The sequence below is a fragment of the Streptomyces sp. NBC_00385 genome (genome assembly GCF_035917155.1).
GTDB lineage: Bacteria > Actinomycetota > Actinomycetes > Streptomycetales > Streptomycetaceae > Streptomyces > Streptomyces poriferorum.
On record NZ_CP107951.1, the window covers coordinates 4,241,333 to 4,262,053 of the forward strand.

The window sequence follows — 20,721 nt, forward strand, 5'->3', positions numbered from 1 at the left end:
CCCCTATGTCCCGCTCACTGCCCCTCCCGCTCGCCGATCTGCCCCTACGGCGTCTTACCCGGGACGATCTGGTCCCGTGCGCCGACCTCAGCGAGGACCGCGGCTGGCCCCGCGATGAACACCGGTGGGGCCTGCTGCTGGCCGCGGGCACGGCCTACGGCATCGACGATCCGGAGAGCAAGGGCCTGATGGCGACGTGCGTGGTGACCGCGTACGGCCCCCGCATGGCCGCCATCGGCATGCTGCTGGTCGCCGGACGCTACGCCCGGCAGGGGGTCGGGCGGTACCTGATGCAGCAGGTGGTCGAGTCGACCGGGGGCGTTCCCCTCAGCCTCCACGCGACGGATGCGGGCCGGCCGCTCTACGAAGAGCTCGGGTTCCTTGCCGTGGGACGGACCGAGCGGGTGAGCGGGCCCTTCCGGCCCGTCGCGGAGCAGGGCCGTTCCGACATGGCGGGGCACCCGGGTACGGCAGCCGGTGCGAGGCTGACGGTTCGCCCGGCCTCGGCGGGAGATCTGCAAGCCATACTCCGCTTGGACGCGGGAGCCTTCGGCCTCGACCGGACGCACATCCTGGTCCGCCTCCCGGCCTTCGCCGACCATCTGCGGGTGGCCGAGGAAGACGGGGAGCTGGTCGGCTACGCCGCGCTGTGGCCCAGCTCGGAGAGCCATGTGGTCGGTCCGCTGATCGCGCGGGACACCGCCACCGCGAAGCTGCTCGTGACCTCACTGGCCGCGGCGACGGACCGGCCGCTGCGTGCGGACATCGACGCCCGCCACGAGGAGTTGCTGCACTGGTTCAGGGAGTGCGGGCTGGGGTCCGGACCGGCGACCACGGTGATGAGCCTCGGGAACCCGGAACAGCCGGGGGACTGGAAACACCGCTTCGCGCCGCTGAGCGTGGCGACGGGCTGAGAGACGGCAGGACGATCCGGGTCTCCGGGGTCACACCGCTCCGGGCGGGCATCCTGCTCAGTTGTCGAACCACACGGTGAGCCGAACGTTCTCGTCACCGTGTAGGGCGGCGAGGACTGCCATCACGGACCAGACCGGCTTCCACTCGCCCTCTGCAGGCACTGCCTCGCGTCGGGTCATCCGCTCCACCCGGTAGAGACGGTCGCCGTCCCGCCACTCGGTGCCTTCCGCCCAGTCGTGGCTGCCGTAACCCGCCGCGGGATCGGCCGAGAGCCCCGCAGCCCGGGCGAAACGGGCGCTCCAGCCCGCCTTGCCGACGAGGGCCCACGCACCGTTCACCACTTCGTACTCATGGATCCGCCGGTCCGCGGTCTCGGCGTGCTCGTCCCAGTCCACGCGTTTCAGTTCGCTCCAGGAGATCCAGCTGTGGCTGTGCGCGTCGGAGCCCCAGTCGTCGAACTCCGCGCGCGCTGCGTCGGAGATCCTCTCGGGCAGCCCTCGTTCCGGGGCGAGAGGAATGAAGCCCGCGTGATTGCGCACGCCGAACAGGCACCCGAACGCGTCGTAGTCCCGGCCCAGGTACAGCAGGTCGAGATCGACTGCCGCCGACCAGGCGTGCTCCGTATCCGCCCATCGCGGTCGGCATTCGATGAACCCGTGGATGTCAGCTCCCATGTGCGGAGATTCTCCGGCCGGATGGGAGCCGACACCAATGAATTACTTCTGTGCGCAGGGCAGATGAGAGCTCAGAGGAGACCGGCGACGGCAGCCGACGCGAACCCGTGGTCCTGCTCGGGAGCACCGCCACCGACCCCTATCGCGCCGATCAGCCGGCCGTCGCGGTGGACCGGGACCCCGCCGGCGATGAAGAGCAGCGGCCTGTCCAGCGCGGTCGGCAGGGTATGGAAGAGGCCACCCGGCTGCACCGCGTCGACGAGGTCGGCCGTGGGGGTGTTGAGCTGCAGCGCTGTGTACGCCTTGCGGGTACTGGTTTCGCCGGCAATGAGGACAGCCCGGTCGTCGCGGCGGAAGGCCAGCAGGTGACCGCCAGCGTCCAGCACCGTGACGGCTGCCGCGACGTCCGCGGTCTCGGCGGCGGAACGGGCCGCTTCGATCAGCGCTTCCGCGTCCTGCGTGGTCAGCGGGGCTACGGCGGAGAGGGTGCTCATGGGGGGCTCCTTGATGTGGTGCGGTGGAATGGGTGTGGGGGGATCAGGGGTGGTCAGTGCCGGATCGCGGGTGCGGCGGCCGGCTCCGGAACGTGCGTGGCCACGAGACGGCTCCGGGCGGTCGTGCGGCGCTCCAGCGTGCTGGAGACGACGGCGAGCACCAGGGCTGAGGCGGCGAGCGCCGCGCCGACCCAGTTGGGCGCGGTGTAGCCGAGACCGGCGGCGATGACCATGCCGCCGAGCCACGCGGACAGGGCGTTGCCGAGGTTGAAGGCGCCGATGTTCACCGCGGAGGCGAGCGTCGGGGCGCCGGCCGCCTGGTCGAGCACCCGCTTCTGCAGCGGGGGGACTGTCGCGAAGCCCAGGCCGCCGATCAGGAAGATGGTGACGGCTGCCGCGATCTTGTTGTGGGCGGTGAGCGTGAACAGCGACAGGACGACGGCGAGGCCGCCCAGCGACACGTACAGCAGGGGCATCAGACGGCGGTCGGCGAACGTGCCGCCGAGCAGATTGCCTCCGACCATTCCGAGGCCGAAGAGGACCAGCAGCCAGGTGACGGACGAGGCCGAGTAGCCGGCGATCTCGGTCATCATCGGTGTGATGTACGTGATCGCGGCGAAGACCCCGCCGAAGCCCAGCACGGTCATCGCCATGGCGAGCAGCACCTGCACGTTGCGGAACGCGGCGAGCTCGTGACGGAGCCGGACGCCTTCCGGGCGGGGCCGGTCCGGAACGAGCCTGGCCACACCGAGCAGACCGATGACACCGAGCGCTGCGACGACGAAGAACGTGCTCCGCCAGCCGACGCTCTGGCCGATGTAGGTGCCCAGCGGCACACCGACGACGTTAGCGACGGTGAGGCCCGTGAACATCATGGCGATCGCGCCGGCCTTCTTGTGCGGGGCGACCAGATCGGCTGCCACCACCGAACCGATGCCGAAGAAGGCACCGTGGGCGAGCGAGGCGACCACCCGGCCCGCGAGCATCACTCCGAACACGGGGGCGGTCGCGGAGACCACGTTGCCGATGACGAACAGGGCCATCAGGATCATCAGCATGCGCTTGCGGCTGACCCTGGTGCCGAGGAGGGTCATCAGAGGCGCTCCGATGACGACACCGAGCGCGTACCCGGTGACGAGGAAGCCTGCGGCCGGAATCGAGACCTGGAAGTCCGCGGCCACCTCGGGCAGCAGCCCCATGATCACGAACTCGGTCGTTCCGATGCCGAATGCCCCGATGGCGAGGGCGAGGAGCGCGAGCGGCATGGGTTTCACCTTCCCTGGAGATTGCGTCTGCGCCTTACAAGCGTCGACAATAATTGCAGACGCTGGTTAATTGCAAGCGCGGGCTATTGCGTCCGTCGCCTATCCTGGACGCAAGCAGCTCCGGCACGGAGGAGAGACCCATGACAGCGACCGATCCGGCACTGACCGCCCTCTCCCAGGGCTGGTGCGCGCTCTCCCTGCTCCACGGGCAGATCGAGGCCCGTATCGAGCGGGCTCTGCAGGCCGGGCACGGCCTCAGCGTCAGGGAGTACTCCCTGCTGGACGTCCTGAGCCGACAGCACAACGGACCCGGCGGACACCTTCAGATGAAGCAGGTGGCCGACGCCGTCGTGCTCAGCCAGAGCGCGACCACCCGTCTGGTCACCCGCCTCGAAGACCGGGGCCTGCTGACCCGGTACCTCTGCGACACCGACCGGAGGGGCATTTACACCGATGTCACCGAAGCCGGTCTCGCGCTTCTCTCCGAGGCCCGGCCGACCAACGACACCGCTCTGCGGGCCGCCCTGGACGAGGCTGCCGAGAACCCCGAACTGGCCCCGCTCGTCCGTGCGGTCGAGGAGCTGAAGGTCCCCGTATAGAGGACCCGGCCCGGGGCGCGGCGTAGGCTGCCGATCATGAGCGATCTGGAAATCCGCCCCGCGGCCGTCGGCGATCTCGCAGAGATCGTGACCATGCTCGCCGACGATCCGCTGGGCGCCCGGCGTGAGTCCCCGGACGACCTCACCCCGTATCTCGCGGCCTTCCGGCGGCTGGCCCACGATCCCCACCAGCATGTGATGGTCGCCGTGCGGGCGGACCGCGTCGTCGGAACGCTCCAGCTGACCGTGATCCCCGGTCTCTCCCGGCGCGGCTCCACCCGGTCGGTGATCGAGGGCGTCCGTGTCCACGCGGACGAGCGTGGCAGCGGTCTCGGCACGCAGCTGATCCAGTGGGCCGTGGATGAATCACGGCGCCAGGACTGCCAGTTGGTGCAGCTGACATCCGATGCGACCCGGGCCGACGCGCATCGCTTCTACGAACGGCTCGGCTTCGTGGCCAGCCATGTGGGCTTCAAGCTCACCCTCTGACCGCAGCCCGGCATCCAAGGGAGCGACTGTGCACCGCATCAGCGACGAGCAACGCCGCATCAGACTCGGTCGACGCCACCTCCTGGCCCCGCCGATGCGGCCGGAGTCCCCCGTCGCCGTGGCCGACGCGCTCGTCGCCCTGCACGCCACCGACGCAGCCACCGTGTTCCTGTCCGTGTGCGCTCGGCTGAGGGCCCCTGAGGTCGCCGCCGTGGAGAAGCACCTCTAAGAGGACGTCTCGCTGGTCCGGCTGCTCTCCATGCGCAACACCCTCTTCGTCGTGTCGGAGGAGATGGCGCCTCTGGTCGAGGCGTCGAACGCGCGCGCCGTCGCCGCCAAGGAACGCCGGACCCTCCTGAAACACCTGACGGAGGATGGCAACGGACTGGAGGAACGATGGCTGGCCGCCACCGAGGAGTCCGTCCTCGCGGCTCTCGCTGCCCGCGGCTCCGCCACGGGCAGCGAGCTCTCCGCCGCCGTACCCGCCCTGCGCACCAAGATCACGATCTTCCCCGGGAAGAAGCAGGAGGCGGTACAGGGCGTGGCCTCACGGGTCATCCGCGTGCTGGCCGCCGAAGGAAGGATCCGGCGGGACCGGCCGCGAGGATCCTGGACCTCCAGCCAGTTCCGGTGGACCGCTTCCGAGCCACGTTCCGGACTCGAAACCGACTGGGCGCAGGCGGAGTTGGCCCTGCGCTGGCTCCGTTCGTACGGCCCCGCGTCCGAGGGAGACCTCAAGTGGTGGACTGGCTGGGGACTCGGCCAGGTCCGCAGGGCGCTGGCCGAGGCGGGGGCGGAAGAGGTACGGCTCGACAACGGCGCCACGGCCTGGATCGCACCCGAGGACCAGGGGCCCGAGCCGGCACCCGAGCCCTGGGCCGCCCTGCTGCCGGCGCTCGACCCCAGCGCCATGGGTTGGGCCGATCGAGGATTCCACCTCCCCGCCGAACACCGGGCGGCGCTCTTCGACCGCTCCGGCAACATCGGCCCCACCGTGTGGTGGAACGGCCGGATCGTGGGCGGATGGGCTCTGCGCGCCGACGGCGAGCCGGTCTGGCGGCTGCTCACCGACGTCGGCCGGGATGCCTCCACTGCGATCGAGGCGGAGGCATCCAGGCTGGGGCACTGGGTCGGCGAGGTCCGGATCACACCGCGCTTCCGCACGCCGCTGGAAAGGGAGTTGACGGCCTGACCGGCCCCTCGCGCCGTTTCACGTGAAACGGCGCGAGGGGCCGGTCAGGCCGTCAACTCCCCACGCCGCCGCTCAACTCCTCAGGCTGCTCAACTCCCCAGGCCGCGCCACCCGTCCTCGTCCACACCCCCCGGAACGGCCGCTGCGGGATCGTACGGCTCGCGGGTGAAGACGAACGACCCGAGATCCAGATGGTTCACGCTGCCGTCGTCATTCCGCACCACCCGAAGGGTCTCCCCCGCGTAGTAGCCGTCCAGCCCGATCCAGGTACCGTCCGGGCGGGCGGTGAAACGGGCACCGCGACCCTGGCCGTTCAGCGGCTGCAGTTCGAGCCCACGGCCGGGGGTCAGCCGCAGAATGTTCGGACGCGCGCCCCAGTACCAAGGGCCGGTCAGCGCCAGAAGCTCGTCGTCCACCTCGGGCAGCGGGCGCCACGGATCCGGGATACGAGGCTCCGACTCGGCGACGATGTCCACGAGTTCCGCAGCCACCTCTCCCACCAGCACCCCGGACGTGACATTGGCGAACGCGACGGCGGCCACATCATCCTCGGTGCTGAACCAGAGCGCTGCCACGAAGCCGGGCAGTGACCCCGTGTGCCCGATGAGCGTGCGGCCCTTCCTCCGGACCACCTGAAGGCCCAGGCCGTAGTGGCCGTCCCAGTCCCCCGGCTCGGACGGCGCGGCCGGCGCCCTCATCTCTGCCACGGACGCGGCCGCGAGCACCCGGTCGTCTCCCTCGGCAAGGAACGCGGCGAACCGGAGAAGATCGGCAGTGGTGGACCAGAGCTGCCCGGCCGGCGCCATCAGACCGAGGTCCTCGGCCGGTTCGGACAGCATGACGTCCGCCCACGGGTGCACGGCCCAGCCGCCTGCGTGCGGGGCCTGTGCCTGCGGGCTCGTACGGTGCATGCCCAGAGGCTCCAGGATCTCGTTCCGCAGCACCTCCGCCCACGACGCTCCACGTGCCGCTTCGACCAGGGCACCGAGCAGTGTGTAGCCGGGGTTGGAGTAGTGATGCCGACGGCCGGCGGGATGCACCCGGCTCTGCTCGCCGAGCACGTCCTCGAGTCCGGGACGCAGGCTTCCGGGAGTCCGCTCCCACCAGGGTGCGGGCGACTCTGCACCGAGCCCCGCACTGTGGCCGAGCAGCTGATGAATGGTGACGTCACCCGCACCCGTACCGGGCAGGTGCTTCTCCAGCGGGTCGGCCAGATCCAGCAGACCTTCGTCCCGCAGGCGCAGGACCAGCACGGCGGTGAACGTCTTGGTGAGGGAACCGATCCTGAACTGTGTATCGGCATCCGGGGCCTGCCCGTCGACACAGGTGCGAGAACCGTTCCAGACAACCTGGCCCTGCCGCTGCACGGCAGCGGCCAGAGAAGGCGAGCGGCCCTCGGCCTGGGCGGTGGCGATGCGGTGCAGCAAGGCGCGCCGGGTAGTCGGCAGCAACTGTTCGTCAGAAGAAGTCATCGTCAACAACTACCTTCCGCACAGACCCTTGGCGACCTCATTCCCGGCGGCCACCGCGCCCCGCGTCTGCGGAAGGGCCACCTAGCAGGAGTACTGCATCCGAGCTCGGATCGCGCACCGATGAGTTTCCCGGGCCGTGTTGGTCTGGAGGCGTGAGACCGACTCGCGGAAGGCTGGCGCCATGCGGAAACTGATCTACGGCATGAACCTGACCCTGGACGGCTACATCGCAGCGCCCGGCGACGACATCGGGTGGAGCGTACCGAGCGACGAGCTGTTCCAGTTCTGGTCAGACCAGTTGCAGGCGACGGACCTGACACTGTACGGGCGCAAGCTGTGGCAGACGATGAGCTCGTACTGGCCGACCGGCGACCAACAGCCCGACGTCACCCCCGCGCAGATCGAGTTCGCGCGCCGCTGGCGGGACATGTCGAAGGTCGTGTTCTCCTCGACGATCGACAAGGTCGGCTGGAACGCTCGCCTGGTCACTGGCGACGCCGTCGCCGAGATCACCCGGCTCAAGGCCGAGGACGGCGGCCCGATGGACATCGGCGGCGCGACGCTGGCCGGGGCGGCCATGCGGGCCGGGCTGATCGACGAGTACGTGCTGGCCACCGCGCCGGTCCTGGTGGGCGGTGGAACGCCTTTCTTCGCCGCGCTGGACAACTGGGTGAACCTGAACCTGGTGGAGACGCGGACGCTTCCCGGCGGCGTGATCCTGAACAGGTACGAGACGAGGCGCTGAGAAGTCCACGCGTACAAGGCCGGTCAGGTCTGCGCCATGTCCACGAAGCGCGAGTAGTGCCCCTGGAAGGCGACGGTGATCGTAGCCGTCGGACCGTTACGGTGCTTGGCCACGATCAGGTCCGCCTCGCCCGCCCGCGGTGACTCCTTCTCGTAGGCGTCCTCACGGTGCAGCAGGATCACCATGTCGGCGTCCTGCTCGATCGATCCGGACTCACGAAGGTCGGAGACCATCGGCTTCTTGTCGGTGCGCTGCTCGGGGCCACGGTTCAGCTGGGAAAGCGCGATGACCGGGAGTTGGAGTTCCTTGGCCAGCAGCTTGAGGTTTCGGGACATGTCCGAGACTTCCTGCTGACGGCTCTCGGCACGCTTGGAGCCACCGGACTGCATCAGCTGCAGATAGTCGATGACCACCAGTTTGAGGTCGTTGCGCTGCTTCAGACGACGGCACTTGGCCCGGATCTCCATCATGGAGAGGTTCGGGGAGTCGTCGATGTAGAGCGGGGCCGCGGAGACGTCGGGCATCCGCCGAGCCAGCCGCGTCCAGTCCTCGTCCGTCATGGTGCCCGAGCGCATGTGGTGCAGCGCCACCCTCGCCTCGGCGGAGAGGAGACGCATCGCGATCTCGTTTCGCCCCATTTCGAGGGAGAAGATCACACTGGGCAGATTGCTCTTGATCGAGCAGGCGCGGGCGAAGTCCAGGGCGAGCGTGGACTTACCCATGGCCGGGCGGGCCGCGATGACGACCATCTGGCCCGGGTGAAGGCCGTTGGTCAGGGCGTCGAGGTCGGTGAAACCGGTCGGCACACCGGTCATCTCGCCACTGCGTGAGCCGATCGCCTCGATCTCGTCGAGCGCGCCCTCCATGATGTCGCCCAGCGGCAGGTAGTCCTCGCTGGTGCGCTGCTCGGTGACGGCGTAGATCTCGGCCTGGGCGGAGTTGACGATGTCGTCGACATCGCCGTCGGCCGCGTATCCCATCTGCGTGATCTTCGTGCCGGCCTCGACGAGCCGTCTCAGGACGGCGCGCTCATGGACGATCTCCGCGTAGTACGAAGCGTTGGCCGCGGTCGGCACCGACTGGACCAGGGTGTGCAGATACGGGGCTCCACCCACCTTGGTGATCTCGCCGCGCTTGACCAGTTCGGCCGCCACCGTGATCGGGTCGGCCGGCTCGCCCTTGGCATAGAGGTCGAGGATCGCCTGGTAGACGGTCTCGTGCGCGGGCCGGTAGAAGTCGTGGCCCTTGATGATCTCCACGACATCGGCGATGGCGTCCTTGGACAGGAGCATGCCGCCGAGAACGGACTGTTCCGCGTCGAGGTCCTGGGGCGGGACCCGCTCGAACCCGGGGGAACCACCCTCCCAGCCACTGCTCTCCCGGCCTCGCTCGTGCTGCTCGCCGCGGTCCCTGCTCTCACCTCGACGCTGGCGGGAAACGGGCAGCCGGTCGCTGGGACCGGTGTCGGCCCAGGGGTCGTCCAAAGGCTCGGGAATGCTCATCCGGCCACCTCCTCCCGTCCGCTCCGCGGACCTAGCCGTGCCACTCTTTCTTACGGCACGGCACCGACAAACAAGACGCCCGACTCCGGTTCCGGTGTGTCGGGTTCTGCGGGTTTCCAGGGCCGAAACGAGGTGGGGGCGCCGGACCACGGTAGGCGCCTGGGCACCGTCAGCCAATCTGGTTATCCACAGGGCATGTGGACGACGGACCAGATGCTGTGGAGAAGTCCGCAGAACCTGTGCACGGACCGGGGGACAGCACTGTGGACAAACTCATAACCACGCCACCATCAGCGGCTTGACCTGCACTTTCTCCATCCACGGGCTGTGGGGGAGAAAAACTTTCCGAGTCGGCGCAAGATCGCGGCAACCGGCACATGCCAGAACGTCACTCCGCGGTATTTGTAAGGATCGCAAACCGCTTGCATCCATTACCTGTGGAAGATTAGATTGACTCCCATGATCCAGGCACCGGCGACCCCGCCGTCCCGTCGCAGGCGACACGACCGCGAGATCATCGCGCTCGCCGTCCCCGCCTTCGGCGCCCTCGTGGCCGAGCCCCTTTTCGTGATGGTCGACAGTGCCATCGTCGGCCATCTCGGGACTCCTCAGCTGGCCGGTCTGGCCGTCGCCGCGGCCTTGCTGACGACCGCCGTGAGCGTCTTCGTCTTCCTCGCCTACGCCACCACCGCAGCCGTCGCACGACGGGTCGGCGCCGGCGATCTGCCGTCCGCCATCCGCCAGGGCATGGACGGCATCTGGCTGGCGATCCTGCTCGGCATCGCCGTCATCGCCCTGGCGCTCCCCCTGGCCCCCTGGCTCGTCGAGGTGTTCGGCGCCTCCGACACCGCGGCCCCCTACGCGACCACCTACCTCCGGATCTCCAGCCTCGGCATCCCCGCGATGCTGGTGGTGATGGCCGCCACCGGGGTGCTCCGTGGCCTGCAGAACACCCGCACCCCGCTCTACGTCGCCATCGGCGGATTCGCCGCCAACGGGGCCCTCAACGCAGTTCTCGTCTACGGCGCCGGACTCGGCATCGCAGGATCGGCCTGGGGCACGGTCCTCGCCCAGGTCGGCATGGCGGTCGCCTATCTCGTGGTCGTGGTCCGTGGTGCCCGGCGCCACGGGGCCTCACTGCGCCCTGATGCCGCCGGCATCAAGGCCAGCGCCCGGGCGGGCGTGCCCCTTCTGGTGCGTACGCTGTCGCTCCGCGCCGTCCTGCTCATCGCCACCGCCGTCGCCGCCCGGCTCGGCGACACCGACATCGCCGCGCACCAGATCATCCTGTCGCTGTGGAGCCTGATGGCCTTCGCGCTGGACGCCATCGCCATCGCGGGCCAGGCCATCATCGGGCGGTATCTGGGGGCCGGTGACACCAAGGGCGCCCGTGAGGCCTGCCGCCGCATGGTGGAGTGGGGCATCGTCTCCGGTGTCGTGTTCGGAGCCCTGATCGTTCTTGCGCGTCCGCTGTTCGTCCCGCTCTTCACCAGCGACCAGTCCGTGCAGGACACGCTGCTCCCCGCCCTGCTGGTGGTTGCGCTGACCCAGCCGGTCGCCGGAGTCGTCTTCGTCCTGGACGGCGTCCTGATGGGCGCCGGAGACGGGACCTATCTGGCCTGGGCCATGCTCGTCACCCTGGCGGTCTTCGCCCCGGCGGCCCTGCTGGTTCCCGCCCTCGGGGGCGGTCTGACCGCACTGTGGTGTGCGATGGCCCTCATGATGCTCGTGCGCATGGCGACGCTCTGGCTTCGCGCCCGCTCCGGCAGATGGATGGTCACGGGCGCCACCCGCTGAGCCCACCACGCCGGACTTGTTTCACGTGGAGAGCCGTCCTGATTTCGTAAAGACCGTCCCGTTTCACGTGAAACGAAGTCGCCCGGCAACGGCGAAGGGCCGCACCCTGGGGGTGCGGCCCTTCACTGTTCTGCTGAGGTGCGGCCCAATCAGGCAGCAACAACCTCGACGCCGAGCTTCGCAGCGACCTCGGGGTGCAGACGCACGGACACCTGGTGTCCGCCGAGCGTCTTGATCGGCGAGCCGAGCTCGACGCGACGCTTGTCGACATCCGGGCCACCGGCAGCCTTGATCGCCGCAGCGATGTCGGCCGGGGTGACAGAGCCGAAGAGACGGCCGGCGTCGCCGGAGCGAACGGCCAGACGGACCTTCACGGCCTCGAGCTTGGACTTGATCTCGTTGGCCTGCTCGATCGTGGCGATCTCGTGGATCTTGCGGGCGCGGCGGATCTGCGCCACGTCCTTCTCGCCACCCTTGGTCCAGCGGATGGCAAAGCCACGCGGAACCAGGTAGTTACGGGCGTACCCGTCCTTGACGTCAACGACGTCGCCAGCAGCACCGAGGCCGGAGACCTCGTGGGTGAGGATGATCTTCATGATTCGGTCACCCTTCCCTTATCGCGCGGTGGACGTGTAGGGCAGCAGCGCCATCTCACGGCTGTTCTTGACAGCTGTGGCGACGTCACGCTGGTGCTGAGTGCAGTTGCCGGTGACGCGGCGGGCACGGATCTTGCCGCGGTCGGAAATGAACTTCCGCAGCATGTTCGTGTCCTTGTAGTCCACGTACTGGGTCTTGTCCTTGCAGAACGCGCAGACCTTCTTCTTAGGCTTGCGCACAGGCGGCTTCGCCATGGTGTTTCTCCTGTGTGATCAAGAAGTGGGGGTACGAGCTGCCCTAGAAGGGAGGCTCGTCCGAGTAGCCGCCGCCAGAACCGCCGGAACCGCCGGAGCTTCCGCCCCAACCGCCTCCGCCGCTCTGCTGGCCCCCGCCCTGCTGGCCGCCGGCCGGCGCGCTCGTGGCCCACGGGTCGTCGGCGGGAGCACCGCCACCACCCTGCTGGCCACCAGCACCGGGACCGCCGCCCCAGTTACCGCCACCCTGCTGACCGCCGCCGTATCCACCCTGGCCGCCGCCCTGGCCACCGCGACCGGTGGTCTTGGTGACCTTGGCAGTCGCGCTCTTGAGACTGGGGCCGACTTCCTCGACGTCCAGCTCGTAGACCGTGCGCTTGACGCCCTCGCGGTCTTCGTACGACCGCTGCTTCAGCCGGCCCTGCACGACAACGCGCATGCCTCGCGTGAGCGACTCGGCGACGTTCTCCGCCGCCTGACGCCAGACCGAGCAGGTGAGGAACAGGCCTTCGCCGTCCTTCCACTCATTGGTCTGCCGGTCGAAGATGCGGGGTGTGGACGCGACGCGGAACTTCGCGACCGCCGCACCGGACGGGGTGAAGCGCAGCTCGGGGTCGTCGACGAGATTGCCGACGACCGTGATGACGGTCTCGCCTGCCATGGATGAACCTCTCGGCGGGGATTGCTTCTGGCTGCTTGCTGCTACTCGAACCCGATGACCACTGAGCTAGAAGCTCAGTGGATCTCGGGACGGAGGACCTTGGTCCGGAGGACCGACTCGTTCAGGTTCATCTGGCGGTCGAGCTCCTTGACGACCGCAGGCTGGGCCTGCAGGTCGATGACCGAGTAGATGCCCTCGGGCTTCTTCTTGATCTCGTAAGCGAGCCGACGACGGCCCCAGGTGTCGACCTTCTCAACCTTTCCTTCGCCCTCACGGACGACGGAAAGGAAGTTCTCGATCAGCGGGGAGACTGCTCGCTCCTCGAGATCGGGGTCGAGGATGACCATCACCTCGTAGTGACGCATGTGGAACCCACCTCCTTTGGACTCAGCGGCCACGGTCGTTCCGTGGCAGGAGGGTCGTGATGCGTAAGCAACAGTGTCTCCGAGTAAAACAGCCGCCACTGACAACGCCCTCCTTCGAGAAGGGGCTGACTGTGCTGGCCTGGGCAGACACGGGTGCAGACCGTACAGAGTACCCGCAGACAGGCTTCCGGTTGAAATCCGGTGGTCAGGAGACGCAATCTGTACACATCGGGTGTGAGCGGCGCCACGACGCGCCGCCTTTCGGCCAGGAGGTACTCCATGGCACAAGCAATGCGATCCCGCCCCCGCTCCTCCGTCTCCCTCTTCGCGACGGACGGCAAGCCCCATCCGCTCCAGGACACCCTGGTGGCTGTGACGGTGGCCCTCGGCGCCCTCGCGTTCGTGACGGCGATGTTCCACAGCCTGCATCTGATCAGCTCGTGGGCCGGACTCGTCGGCATCATCACAGGCGGATACGGGCTGTACATCTCCGCCACCACGCGGGAGAGGTTCCCGCTGCTGGTCGGCATGGGTGCGGCCGGCCTCGGGTTCTTCCTGGGTATGGCCCACGGCGGACTCTTCGGCGGCGTGATCAGCTGACCGCGGGGCAGCAGCGTCCCGGCAGCCTGCGGGGCGGCGCCGTCCACGGACGGGGCCGCCCTGTACGCCGTACCGGGACCGCATGGGTACGACGGGGCCAGACCGCGCGCTTCCCGGTCACAGTAGGCTTCGGCGCGAGAGCCGGAGCCCCTGACCCATGGGGACACACCTGCCGAGGAGCGCCCCGCATGAGCCTGACCCTGAGGACCATCAGCCGAGAGCAGCATCTGGCGTACATCCAGAGTCTGCCCGCGGCCAGTCACATGCAGGTCCCGGCATGGGCGGATGTGAAGGCCGAGTGGCGCTCGGAGAGCCTGGGCTGGTTCGACAAGGGCGGCCAGCTCGTCGGCGCCGGTCTGGTGCTCTACCGGCAGTTGCCCAAGATCAAGCGATACCTCGCGTATCTGCCCGAGGGCCCGGTCATCAACTGGTACGCCCCCAATCTCAACGACTGGCTGCAGCCGATGCTGGCGCATCTCAAGCAGCAGGGCGCCTTCTCCGTGAAGATGGGCCCGCCGGTCGTCATCCGCCGCTGGGACGCCGCAGCCATCAAGGCCGGCATCCAGGACCCGGACGTGAAGCGTCTGCGCGACGTCGAGGCCACCCACATCGAGCCGCGTGCCTTCGAAGTCGCGGACCGGCTGCGGAAGATGGGCTGGCAGCAGGGCGAGGACGGCGGCGCCGGATTCGGTGACGTACAGCCTCGCTACATCTTCCAGGTGCCGCTGGCCAACCGCTCCCTCGAAGACGTGCACAAGGGCTTCAACCAGCTCTGGCGGCGCAACATCAAGAAGGCCGAGAAGGCCGGTGTCGAGGTCGTCCAGGGCAGCTACGCGGAGCTCGCCGAGTGGCAGCGTCTCTACGAGATCACGGCGGAACGCGACCACTTCCGCCCGCGTCCGCTCGGCTACTTCCAGCGCATGTGGACGGCCCTCAACAACGAGGACCCCAACCGGATGCGGCTCTACTTCGCCCGTCACGAGGGCGAGAACGTCGCGGCAGCGACCATGCTGATCGTGGGCGGGCACGTCTGGTACTCGTACGGCGCCTCGGCCAACCACAAGCGCGAGGTCCGTCCCTCGAACGCGATGCAGTGGCGGATGCTGCGCGACGCGTACGCGATGGGCGCCACCGTCTACGACCTGCGCGGCATCTCCGATTCGCTGGACGAGACCGATCACCTCTTCGGCCTGATCCAGTTCAAGGTGGGCACCGGCGGCCAGGCCGCGGAGTACCTCGGCGAGTGGGACTTCCCGCTCAACAAGCTGCTGCACAAGGCTCTCGACATCTACATGTCACGCCGCTGATCCGCCGGGCAAGGCTGACGAAACCGGCTTTATTCGTTTCAATGGGCTCTTCCGGCAGGACCTGAGAAGGCACTTCCGGAGCACCGCACACCACCGATACCACCGCAGCCACCAGAAAGGTTCCGGACCGGCCATGGCGCTCTCCCTGTACGTCGACACCGCGCGCTGGCGGGCGCACCAGAAATCCGTGCTCGACCAGTTCCCCGGCCTCGTACCGGTCTGCAAGGGCAACGGGTACGGCTTCGGCCACGAGCGGCTGGCCGACGAGGCGATCCGTTTCGGCTCCGACATCCTCGCGGTCGGCACCACCTACGAAGCGGCCCGCATCAAGGACTGGTTCAGCGGTGATCTGCTGGTGCTCACGCCGTTCCGGCGGGGCGAGGAGCCGGTTCCGCTGCCCGACCGGGTCATCCGCTCCGTCTCCTCCGTGGACGGTGTGCACGCCCTGGTGGGCGCCCGTGTCGTCATCGAGTGCATGAGCTCGATGAAGCGCCACGGCGTCAAGGAGGAGGAGCTCGGGCAGCTGCACGCCGCCATCGAGGACGTACGCCTCGAGGGGTTCGCCCTGCACCTGCCGCTGGACCGCACGGACGGCTCGGACGCGGTCGAAGAGGTCATCGCCTGGATGGACCGTCTCCGGGCCGCCCGGCTGCCCCTGCACACGATGTTCGTGAGCCATCTGCGCGCCGAGGAGCTGGGACGGCTGCAGCAGCAGTTCCCGCAGACCCGCTTCCGTGCCCGCATCGGTACCCGGCTGTGGCTGGGCGACCACGAGGCGACGGAGTACCGGGGCGCGGTGCTCGACGTCACGCGCGTCGTCAAGGGCGACCGGTTCGGCTACCGGCAGCAGAAGGCCGCGTCCGACGGCTGGCTGGTCGTCGTCGCGGGCGGTACGTCGCACGGCGTGGGCCTGGAGGCCCCGAAGGCGCTGCACGGTGTGATGCCGCGCGCCAAGGGGGTGGCCCGGGCGGGTCTCGCCACCGTCAACCGCAACCTGTCGCCGTTCGTCTGGGCGGGCAAGCAGCGCTGGTTCGCCGAGCCGCCGCACATGCAGGTGTCGATCCTGTTCGTCCCCTCGGACGCGGAGGAGCCGCGGGTGGGCGACGAACTGGTGGCGCATCTGCGTCACACGACGACCCAGTTCGACCGGCTCGTCGACCGCTGAGGCCCCGGGCCGCCGGTCGCTCAGTCGGCGACCGGTGAGCCCGTCGTGCCCCACTCCACCCGCGGACCCGTCTCGGCGAACGCGGCATGGCGCGGCGGATGCGCCGCCGCGTGCCCGAGGACGAAGACGTCCTCGGCCCCGTCGAGAACCCCGCCCGACGGGTCGTCCGAGCCGTCACGCCGCACCACGTCGCGCTCCGGCATCAGGATGTCCCGTACGACCACGGCGCAGAGGTAGAGCGTGCCCAGCAGGTGCAGGACGATCGCCAGCTGATAGCCCTCCGTGGGCAGTCCCTGGTGCTTGTCCCCGCTCGTCGTGTAGGCGAGGTACATCCAGATGCCCAGGAAGTACATGACCTCGCACGCCTGCCAGATCAGGAAGTCCCGCCAGCGCGGCCTGGCCAGCACGGCGAGCGGGATCAGCCACAGCACGTACTGCGGTGAGTAGACCTTGTTGACGAGGATGAACACCGCGACAACCAGGAACGCGAGCTGGGCGAAGCGCGGCCGGCGCGGTGCTGTCAGCGTCAGCGCCCCGATCGCGGCGCACAGGCCTACCGTCGCCAGCGTGGAGACGGTGTTGACCGTGGAGACCTCGATGGATTCGCCGGTGCGCTGGGTGATGACCAGCCAGAAGGAGCCGAAGTCGATCGAGCGCTCCTGGCTGAAGGTGTAGAACTTCTTCCAGCCCTCGGGCGCGAACACCATCACCGGCAGGTTGACCACCAGCCAGGAGGCGGCCGCGCCGAGCGTCGCCACCGAGAACTCCCGCCACTTTCCGGCCCGCCAGCACAGCACGAAGGCCGGGCCCAGCAGGAACACGGGGTAGAGCTTGGCGGCCGTGGCAAGACCGATCAGGATGCCGAACGCGAGGGGGCGGCTCCGGGACCACATGAGCATCGCCGCGGCCGTGAGGGCGACAGCCAGCAGGTCCCAGTTGATGGTGGCCGTGAGGGCGAACGCGGGCGCCAGCGCCACCAGCAGGCCGTCCCAGGGGCGGCGGCGGTGCGTGCGTGCGACACACACGGCGAGGACGGCGGTGCAGATCATCAGCATGCCCGCGTTGACGAGCCAGTAGGCCTGTTCCTGTTCCTGGATGGATCCGCCCGGGGTGAACCAGGCCGCGATCTGCATGAACACGCCGGTGAGGACCGGGTACTCCAGGAACTGCATGTCGCCGGGCAGCCGGTCGAAGTACGGCACCAGGCCCTCGGCGAAGCCGCGTCCGGAGTACAGGTGCGGGATGTCGGAGTAGCAGGCATGGGTGTACTGCGAGCCCGCGCCCCTGAACCACGCCCAGTTGTAGCAGGGCAGCTTCTGCACCATGCCGAGCGCGAACATCCCGATCGCCACCAGGGCGACGGCTCCCACGGGGGTGAGCGCGGTGCTGCCGAGCCGGGTCCAGCGCCCCGACCTTCCACCGATCAGCTCGCTGCCGGCCGCGGCGATCTCGTCCTGGTGCGTGGGCCGTACGACGGACCGTTCCTGGTGCACGCTCGTGTCCTCTGCGCTTGGCATGCCGCACATCCTGCCGTACCGGGCTGTGGAAACGGTGAGGGCCGCCACACCCTGGGGTGCGGCGGCCCTCGTCATGCTGCTCGGATCACCTCGCGCGGGCCCTGATGGGACGCGCGGGGTGTACGGGCAGGGCGTTACCCGCCGCCGCCGATCCAGCCGTTTCCGTTCCCGTTCCCGTTGCCACCTGTGTCGGGTGACGGGCTGACGCCCCCGTCGGTCTCGCCCGTGGTCCCGGTGGTGGTCCCACCGTCCGTACCGGTGGTGCCGCCTTCGGTCGTCCCGGCGTCGGTGCCCCCGTCGGTCCAGCCGGTGGAGTTTCCGCCGTTGTTGTTCTGGCAGTTCAGGTCCCACGTACCGCAGGTGTCGGTCGGGTCGGGTGTCGGGACCTCGGGAGTGGTCGGCGACGGTGTGACGGTCGCCGTGTCACTCGGCGTCGGCGTGGGCGTCGGCGTGGGCGTGGGCGTCGGCTTGGGGCTCGCGCCGCCGCCGTAGACCTTCTCCCCGATCGGCTCCGGCTTCGGGAAGGACAGCTTCTCCTGGCCCTCCAACGCGTCGGCCATGTAGTCGTGCCAGATCTGCGCGGGGAACGACGCACCGTGGATCGACGTCTCATTACCGGTGCCGTACATCTTCAGGAACTTGCGGTCCTTGTTCTTCTCGTTGTCGTCCAGCCGGTACATGCTGATCGCGGTCGACAACTGCGGGGTGTAGCCCACGAACCAGGCGGACAGGTTGTCGTCCGTCGTACCCGTCTTGCCCGCGACGTCCCGTCCGGGAAGCTTGGCGGGCGTGCCGGTTCCCTTGTCGACGACGTTCTTGAGCACGTCGGTGACGTTGTCGGCGATGATGTTGGAGAAGGCGCTCTTGGCGACCTCCTTGTGCTGGTAGACCACCTCGCCGCCCTTCTTCACCTCGGTCACCGAGAAGGGCTCACGCTGCTGGCCACTGGCCGCGAAGGTGGCGTACGCCCCGGCCATGCGGGTCGTACTGGGCGAGGAGGTGCCGATGGAGAACGACGGAACGCTCGCGTTCGCCATGTACTCATCGTCCTTCAGGCCGGCCGCGATGGCCACGTCCTTCACCTTGTCGGTGCCGACGTCCATGCCCAGCTGCACGTAGGGGGAGTTGGCGGACACCCGCATCGCCTCGCGCAGGGTGACGTTGCCCAGCGAGTCGTCCCCGTCGTTGACCTGGAGCCACTCCTTGCCGTTCTCGTCAGTCCAGACGTCGCCGTTGTACTTCTTGATCTTCAACTTGTTGTCGCCGTTGTAGATGCTCTTCGGCGAGACCTTCGTACGCTGCGACTCGTCCTGCTCAGGGCCGCCCGAGGGGTTCCGCTTGCCGTACTCCATCGCGGCCGCCAGCACGAACGGCTTGAAGGTCGAGCCGACCGCGGCGCCGGTGGGATCCGCGTTGCTGGTGTAGTGCTTCGTCGCGTCCACACCGCCGTAGATCGCCTCGATGGCACCGGTCTTCGGGTTCACCGACGAGCCGCCGAACTGGACGTGGGTGTCCGTCTTGGGGCGCTTCTTGGGGTCGATCTTCTCGTCGTAGACCTTCTTGACGGCCTTGCTGAGCTGGTCGACCTTCTTCTTGTCGAAGGTCGTGTGGATCTCGTAGCCACCCTGGTCGAGCTGGTCGCGGGTGATGTCGTAGTTGTTGAGGAAGTTGGACCGGGCCATCGCGACGAGGTAGCCGATCTGGCCGCCCAGCTGAGCGTCCTTCTTCGGCTTGTCGGGCATCGGGAACTCGGTGTACTTGTCGCGTTCCGACTGCTCCAGGCGGCCGTCCTTGACCTCCTCGTCAAGGATCCACTTCCAGCGCTTGATCGCCCGTTCCGTGTTCTTCGCCGGGGTCGCCTCGACCGGGTCGACCTCCGTGGCACCTGCGGGGTCGTAGTAGCTGGCCCCCTTGAGCAGGGTGGCCAGGAAGGCGCACTGGCTCGGATTCAGCGCCTTGGCGTCCTTGCCGTAGTAAGTACGGGCCGCCGCCTGGATACCGGAGGCACCACGTCCGTAGTACGAGACGTTGAGGTACCCCGCCATGATTTCTTTCTTGTCCATCTCGCTGCCGACCTTCAGCGTGATGAAGAGTTCTTCGAACTTGCGGCTCAGGGTCTGGTCCTGGGAGAGCCGAGAGTTCTTCACGTACTGCTGGGTGATCGTTGATCCACCCTGGGTCTGGCCGCCCTTGGCCATGTTGAACACGGCCCGGGCGATACCCATCGGGTCGATGCCGTGGTCGGTGTCGAAGGTCTTGTTCTCCGCCGAGATGACGGCGTTGCGCATCGCTTCCGGGATCTGGGCGTAGTCGATGATCTGGCGGTTGACATCACCGCCGGTGGCCACCATCTGCGAGCCGTCTTTCCAGAAGTAGACGTTGTTCTCCGCCTTCGCGGCCGCCTGGACCTCCGGTTTGGCGACCATCGCGTACGCAAGGCCGGCGAGCCCCATCAGAAGGCCGAGAAAGGCGATGCACAGCCCGGAGACCAGCTTCCACGACGGCATCCAGCGCCGCACGCCGTACCTGCCGGCGCGTGGGTAGTCGATGAAGCGCTTCTTGGCCGGACGCTGGCTTCCGCGTCCACGCCCGCGGCCGGGCCCCTCGTGGCCACCGTCCCCGCCTCCGCGACGTCGGCCGCCGCCCCCGCCGTCGGAGCCGCCGCGGCCACCGCCGCCGCGCTGTGCGGCCCGTCTGGCTGCGGCGCGCCCGCCGTACGGGGAATCCTCGCCGTAGGAACCGGAAGGTGATTCGGACGTTACTCCGCGTGACGGTGCCGAGCGGCGTCCAGGGGACTGCTGGGCGGCTCGTCTGGCCGCGGCACGCCCGCCACCTTGCGGTTGCGGCATCTTGCGACGGTGCTCGCTCATCGAACGACTACTCCTCGGGCAGGCGAGATCGCCTGGAAGCGGCAGTTGAGATCCGGTCCCCCCGAATTACGGACCAGCCCTGCGACAGGCTCATCCGCAGTGCATCCGGTCAGTCCGCGAAAACTGACGCGTTCGGACGTCACACGGTTCCCGGTGGTCTGCATGCCGCACAGACTACGCACGGTCAAAACCCTCCTGGAGCCGAACTTCACCCCAAATTACGCAAGTCGGTTGCTACGAA

Annotated in this window: 19 protein-coding genes and 1 pseudogene; 9 read left to right on the forward strand and 11 right to left on the reverse strand. The window is 68.4% G+C overall.

Translation table 11 applies throughout. The annotated features are described in order from the left end of the window. Positions 1-5: 5 nt before the first annotated feature. Positions 6-914, forward strand: a complete 909-nt coding sequence (locus tag OG959_RS18870; protein ID WP_326659935.1) for a GNAT family N-acetyltransferase — start codon at positions 6-8, stop codon at positions 912-914. A gap of 57 nt (positions 915-971) precedes the next feature. Here OG959_RS18870 and OG959_RS18875 read toward each other — a convergent pair whose 3' ends face one another. The 3 genes from OG959_RS18875 to OG959_RS18885 all read right to left on the reverse strand — a co-directional run bounded on the left by OG959_RS18875 (position 972) and on the right by OG959_RS18885 (position 3,348). Beyond that, the gene (locus tag OG959_RS18875; protein ID WP_326659936.1) at positions 972-1,589 is read right to left on the reverse strand and encodes a hypothetical protein; all 618 of its coding nucleotides are present in this window, start codon (positions 1,587-1,589) and stop codon (positions 972-974) included. A gap of 71 nt (positions 1,590-1,660) precedes the next feature. Next, positions 1,661-2,083: a GlcG/HbpS family heme-binding protein gene (locus tag OG959_RS18880; protein ID WP_326659937.1), complete on the reverse strand. Its 423-nt coding sequence runs from the start codon at positions 2,081-2,083 to the stop codon at positions 1,661-1,663. A 53-nt stretch (positions 2,084-2,136) separates the two neighbouring features. Continuing rightward, positions 2,137-3,348, reverse strand: coding sequence for an MFS transporter (locus tag OG959_RS18885; RefSeq protein ID WP_326659938.1), 1,212 nt, complete (start codon positions 3,346-3,348; stop codon positions 2,137-2,139). 140 nt (positions 3,349-3,488) lie between these two features. Between OG959_RS18885 and OG959_RS18890 the strand changes: the two genes are divergently transcribed. From OG959_RS18890 to OG959_RS18900, 3 genes and pseudogenes are all read left to right on the forward strand, one after another. Continuing rightward, a complete protein-coding gene (locus OG959_RS18890; RefSeq protein ID WP_326659940.1) occupies positions 3,489-3,947 on the forward strand; it encodes a MarR family winged helix-turn-helix transcriptional regulator in 459 nt (152 codons plus the stop codon). 36 nt (positions 3,948-3,983) lie between these two features. Continuing rightward, on the forward strand, positions 3,984-4,436 hold the full coding sequence (locus tag OG959_RS18895; RefSeq protein ID WP_326659942.1) for a GNAT family N-acetyltransferase: 453 nt from the start codon (positions 3,984-3,986) through the stop codon (positions 4,434-4,436). 28 nt (positions 4,437-4,464) lie between these two features. After that, positions 4,465-5,628, forward strand: a pseudogene (locus tag OG959_RS18900) (winged helix DNA-binding domain-containing protein). Between the two features lie 89 nt (positions 5,629-5,717). Here OG959_RS18900 and OG959_RS18905 read toward each other — a convergent pair. Beyond that, complete coding sequence (locus tag OG959_RS18905) at positions 5,718-7,100, reverse strand: serine hydrolase domain-containing protein (RefSeq protein WP_326659944.1); 1,383 nt, start codon at positions 7,098-7,100, stop codon at positions 5,718-5,720. A gap of 181 nt (positions 7,101-7,281) precedes the next feature. On the opposite strand from OG959_RS18905, the gene OG959_RS18910 reads away from it, so the two are divergent. Then, positions 7,282-7,845: a dihydrofolate reductase family protein gene (locus OG959_RS18910; RefSeq protein WP_326659946.1), complete on the forward strand. Its 564-nt coding sequence runs from the start codon at positions 7,282-7,284 to the stop codon at positions 7,843-7,845. A gap of 23 nt (positions 7,846-7,868) precedes the next feature. On the opposite strand, the gene dnaB is transcribed toward OG959_RS18910, so the two are convergent. Next, positions 7,869-9,347 carry a replicative DNA helicase gene (gene dnaB, locus OG959_RS18915; protein WP_148019636.1) on the reverse strand — a complete coding sequence of 493 codons (1,479 nt, stop codon included), beginning with the start codon at positions 9,345-9,347 and terminating at the stop codon, positions 7,869-7,871. 459 nt (positions 9,348-9,806) lie between these two features. Here dnaB and OG959_RS18920 point away from each other — a divergent pair, with 459 nt between their 5' ends. Next, the gene (locus OG959_RS18920) at positions 9,807-11,144 is read left to right on the forward strand and encodes an MATE family efflux transporter (protein ID WP_326659949.1); all 1,338 of its coding nucleotides are present in this window, start codon (positions 9,807-9,809) and stop codon (positions 11,142-11,144) included. 149 nt (positions 11,145-11,293) lie between these two features. On the opposite strand, the gene rplI is transcribed toward OG959_RS18920, so the two are convergent. The 4 genes from rplI to rpsF all read right to left on the reverse strand — a co-directional run bounded on the left by rplI (position 11,294) and on the right by rpsF (position 13,021). Beyond that, complete coding sequence (gene rplI / locus OG959_RS18925; protein ID WP_326659951.1) at positions 11,294-11,740, reverse strand: 50S ribosomal protein L9; 447 nt, start codon at positions 11,738-11,740, stop codon at positions 11,294-11,296. Positions 11,741-11,758: 18 nt separating this feature from the next. Continuing rightward, the gene (rpsR, locus tag OG959_RS18930; protein ID WP_003967857.1) at positions 11,759-11,995 is read right to left on the reverse strand and encodes a 30S ribosomal protein S18; all 237 of its coding nucleotides are present in this window, start codon (positions 11,993-11,995) and stop codon (positions 11,759-11,761) included. A 43-nt stretch (positions 11,996-12,038) separates the two neighbouring features. Continuing rightward, complete coding sequence (locus OG959_RS18935) at positions 12,039-12,656, reverse strand: single-stranded DNA-binding protein (RefSeq protein ID WP_148019638.1); 618 nt, start codon at positions 12,654-12,656, stop codon at positions 12,039-12,041. 74 nt (positions 12,657-12,730) lie between these two features. Further along, positions 12,731-13,021: a 30S ribosomal protein S6 gene (gene rpsF, locus OG959_RS18940; protein WP_148019639.1), complete on the reverse strand. Its 291-nt coding sequence runs from the start codon at positions 13,019-13,021 to the stop codon at positions 12,731-12,733. 279 nt (positions 13,022-13,300) lie between these two features. Here rpsF and OG959_RS18945 point away from each other — a divergent pair, with 279 nt between their 5' ends. The 3 genes from OG959_RS18945 (at position 13,301) to OG959_RS18955 (ending at position 16,093) form a co-directional block, all read left to right on the forward strand. Then, positions 13,301-13,621 (forward strand): hypothetical protein, encoded by a 321-nt coding sequence (locus OG959_RS18945; RefSeq protein WP_219569102.1) that lies wholly within the window; start codon positions 13,301-13,303, stop codon positions 13,619-13,621. Between the two features lie 188 nt (positions 13,622-13,809). Then, positions 13,810-14,928, forward strand: coding sequence for a lipid II:glycine glycyltransferase FemX (locus OG959_RS18950; RefSeq protein WP_219569104.1), 1,119 nt, complete (start codon positions 13,810-13,812; stop codon positions 14,926-14,928). A gap of 133 nt (positions 14,929-15,061) precedes the next feature. Next, positions 15,062-16,093 (forward strand): alanine racemase, encoded by a 1,032-nt coding sequence (locus OG959_RS18955; RefSeq protein ID WP_136330867.1) that lies wholly within the window; start codon positions 15,062-15,064, stop codon positions 16,091-16,093. A gap of 20 nt (positions 16,094-16,113) precedes the next feature. On the opposite strand, the gene OG959_RS18960 is transcribed toward OG959_RS18955, so the two are convergent. Both OG959_RS18960 and OG959_RS18965 read right to left on the reverse strand, forming a co-directional pair. Further along, positions 16,114-17,610: a glycosyltransferase family 87 protein gene (locus OG959_RS18960; RefSeq protein WP_326659960.1), complete on the reverse strand. Its 1,497-nt coding sequence runs from the start codon at positions 17,608-17,610 to the stop codon at positions 16,114-16,116. 134 nt (positions 17,611-17,744) lie between these two features. Beyond that, a complete protein-coding gene (locus OG959_RS18965) occupies positions 17,745-20,480 on the reverse strand; it encodes a transglycosylase domain-containing protein (protein WP_326659962.1) in 2,736 nt (911 codons plus the stop codon). Between the last annotated feature and the right edge of the window lie 241 nt (positions 20,481-20,721).

Excerpts from the sequence above, each read along its gene's own strand:
- OG959_RS18870 (WP_326659935.1), top strand. The coding sequence starts at position 6 with ATGTCCCGCTCACTGCCCCTCCCGCTCGCCGATCTGCCCCTACGGCGT.
- OG959_RS18875 (WP_326659936.1), bottom strand. The coding sequence starts at position 1,589 with ATGGGAGCTGACATCCACGGGTTCATCGAATGCCGACCGCGATGGGCG.
- OG959_RS18880 (WP_326659937.1), bottom strand. The coding sequence starts at position 2,083 with ATGAGCACCCTCTCCGCCGTAGCCCCGCTGACCACGCAGGACGCGGAA.
- OG959_RS18885 (WP_326659938.1), bottom strand. The coding sequence starts at position 3,348 with ATGCCGCTCGCGCTCCTCGCCCTCGCCATCGGGGCATTCGGCATCGGA.
- OG959_RS18890 (WP_326659940.1), top strand. The coding sequence starts at position 3,489 with ATGACAGCGACCGATCCGGCACTGACCGCCCTCTCCCAGGGCTGGTGC.
- OG959_RS18895 (WP_326659942.1), top strand. The coding sequence starts at position 3,984 with ATGAGCGATCTGGAAATCCGCCCCGCGGCCGTCGGCGATCTCGCAGAG.
- OG959_RS18905 (WP_326659944.1), bottom strand. The coding sequence starts at position 7,100 with ATGACTTCTTCTGACGAACAGTTGCTGCCGACTACCCGGCGCGCCTTG.
- OG959_RS18910 (WP_326659946.1), top strand. The coding sequence starts at position 7,282 with ATGCGGAAACTGATCTACGGCATGAACCTGACCCTGGACGGCTACATC.
- dnaB (WP_148019636.1), bottom strand. The coding sequence starts at position 9,347 with ATGAGCATTCCCGAGCCTTTGGACGACCCCTGGGCCGACACCGGTCCC.
- OG959_RS18920 (WP_326659949.1), top strand. The coding sequence starts at position 9,807 with ATGATCCAGGCACCGGCGACCCCGCCGTCCCGTCGCAGGCGACACGAC.
- rplI (WP_326659951.1), bottom strand. The coding sequence starts at position 11,740 with ATGAAGATCATCCTCACCCACGAGGTCTCCGGCCTCGGTGCTGCTGGC.
- rpsR (WP_003967857.1), bottom strand. The coding sequence starts at position 11,995 with ATGGCGAAGCCGCCTGTGCGCAAGCCTAAGAAGAAGGTCTGCGCGTTC.
- OG959_RS18935 (WP_148019638.1), bottom strand. The coding sequence starts at position 12,656 with ATGGCAGGCGAGACCGTCATCACGGTCGTCGGCAATCTCGTCGACGAC.
- rpsF (WP_148019639.1), bottom strand. The coding sequence starts at position 13,021 with ATGCGTCACTACGAGGTGATGGTCATCCTCGACCCCGATCTCGAGGAG.
- OG959_RS18945 (WP_219569102.1), top strand. The coding sequence starts at position 13,301 with ATGGCACAAGCAATGCGATCCCGCCCCCGCTCCTCCGTCTCCCTCTTC.
- OG959_RS18950 (WP_219569104.1), top strand. The coding sequence starts at position 13,810 with ATGAGCCTGACCCTGAGGACCATCAGCCGAGAGCAGCATCTGGCGTAC.
- OG959_RS18955 (WP_136330867.1), top strand. The coding sequence starts at position 15,062 with ATGGCGCTCTCCCTGTACGTCGACACCGCGCGCTGGCGGGCGCACCAG.
- OG959_RS18960 (WP_326659960.1), bottom strand. The coding sequence starts at position 17,610 with ATGCCAAGCGCAGAGGACACGAGCGTGCACCAGGAACGGTCCGTCGTA.
- OG959_RS18965 (WP_326659962.1), bottom strand. The coding sequence starts at position 20,480 with ATGAGCGAGCACCGTCGCAAGATGCCGCAACCGCAAGGTGGCGGGCGT.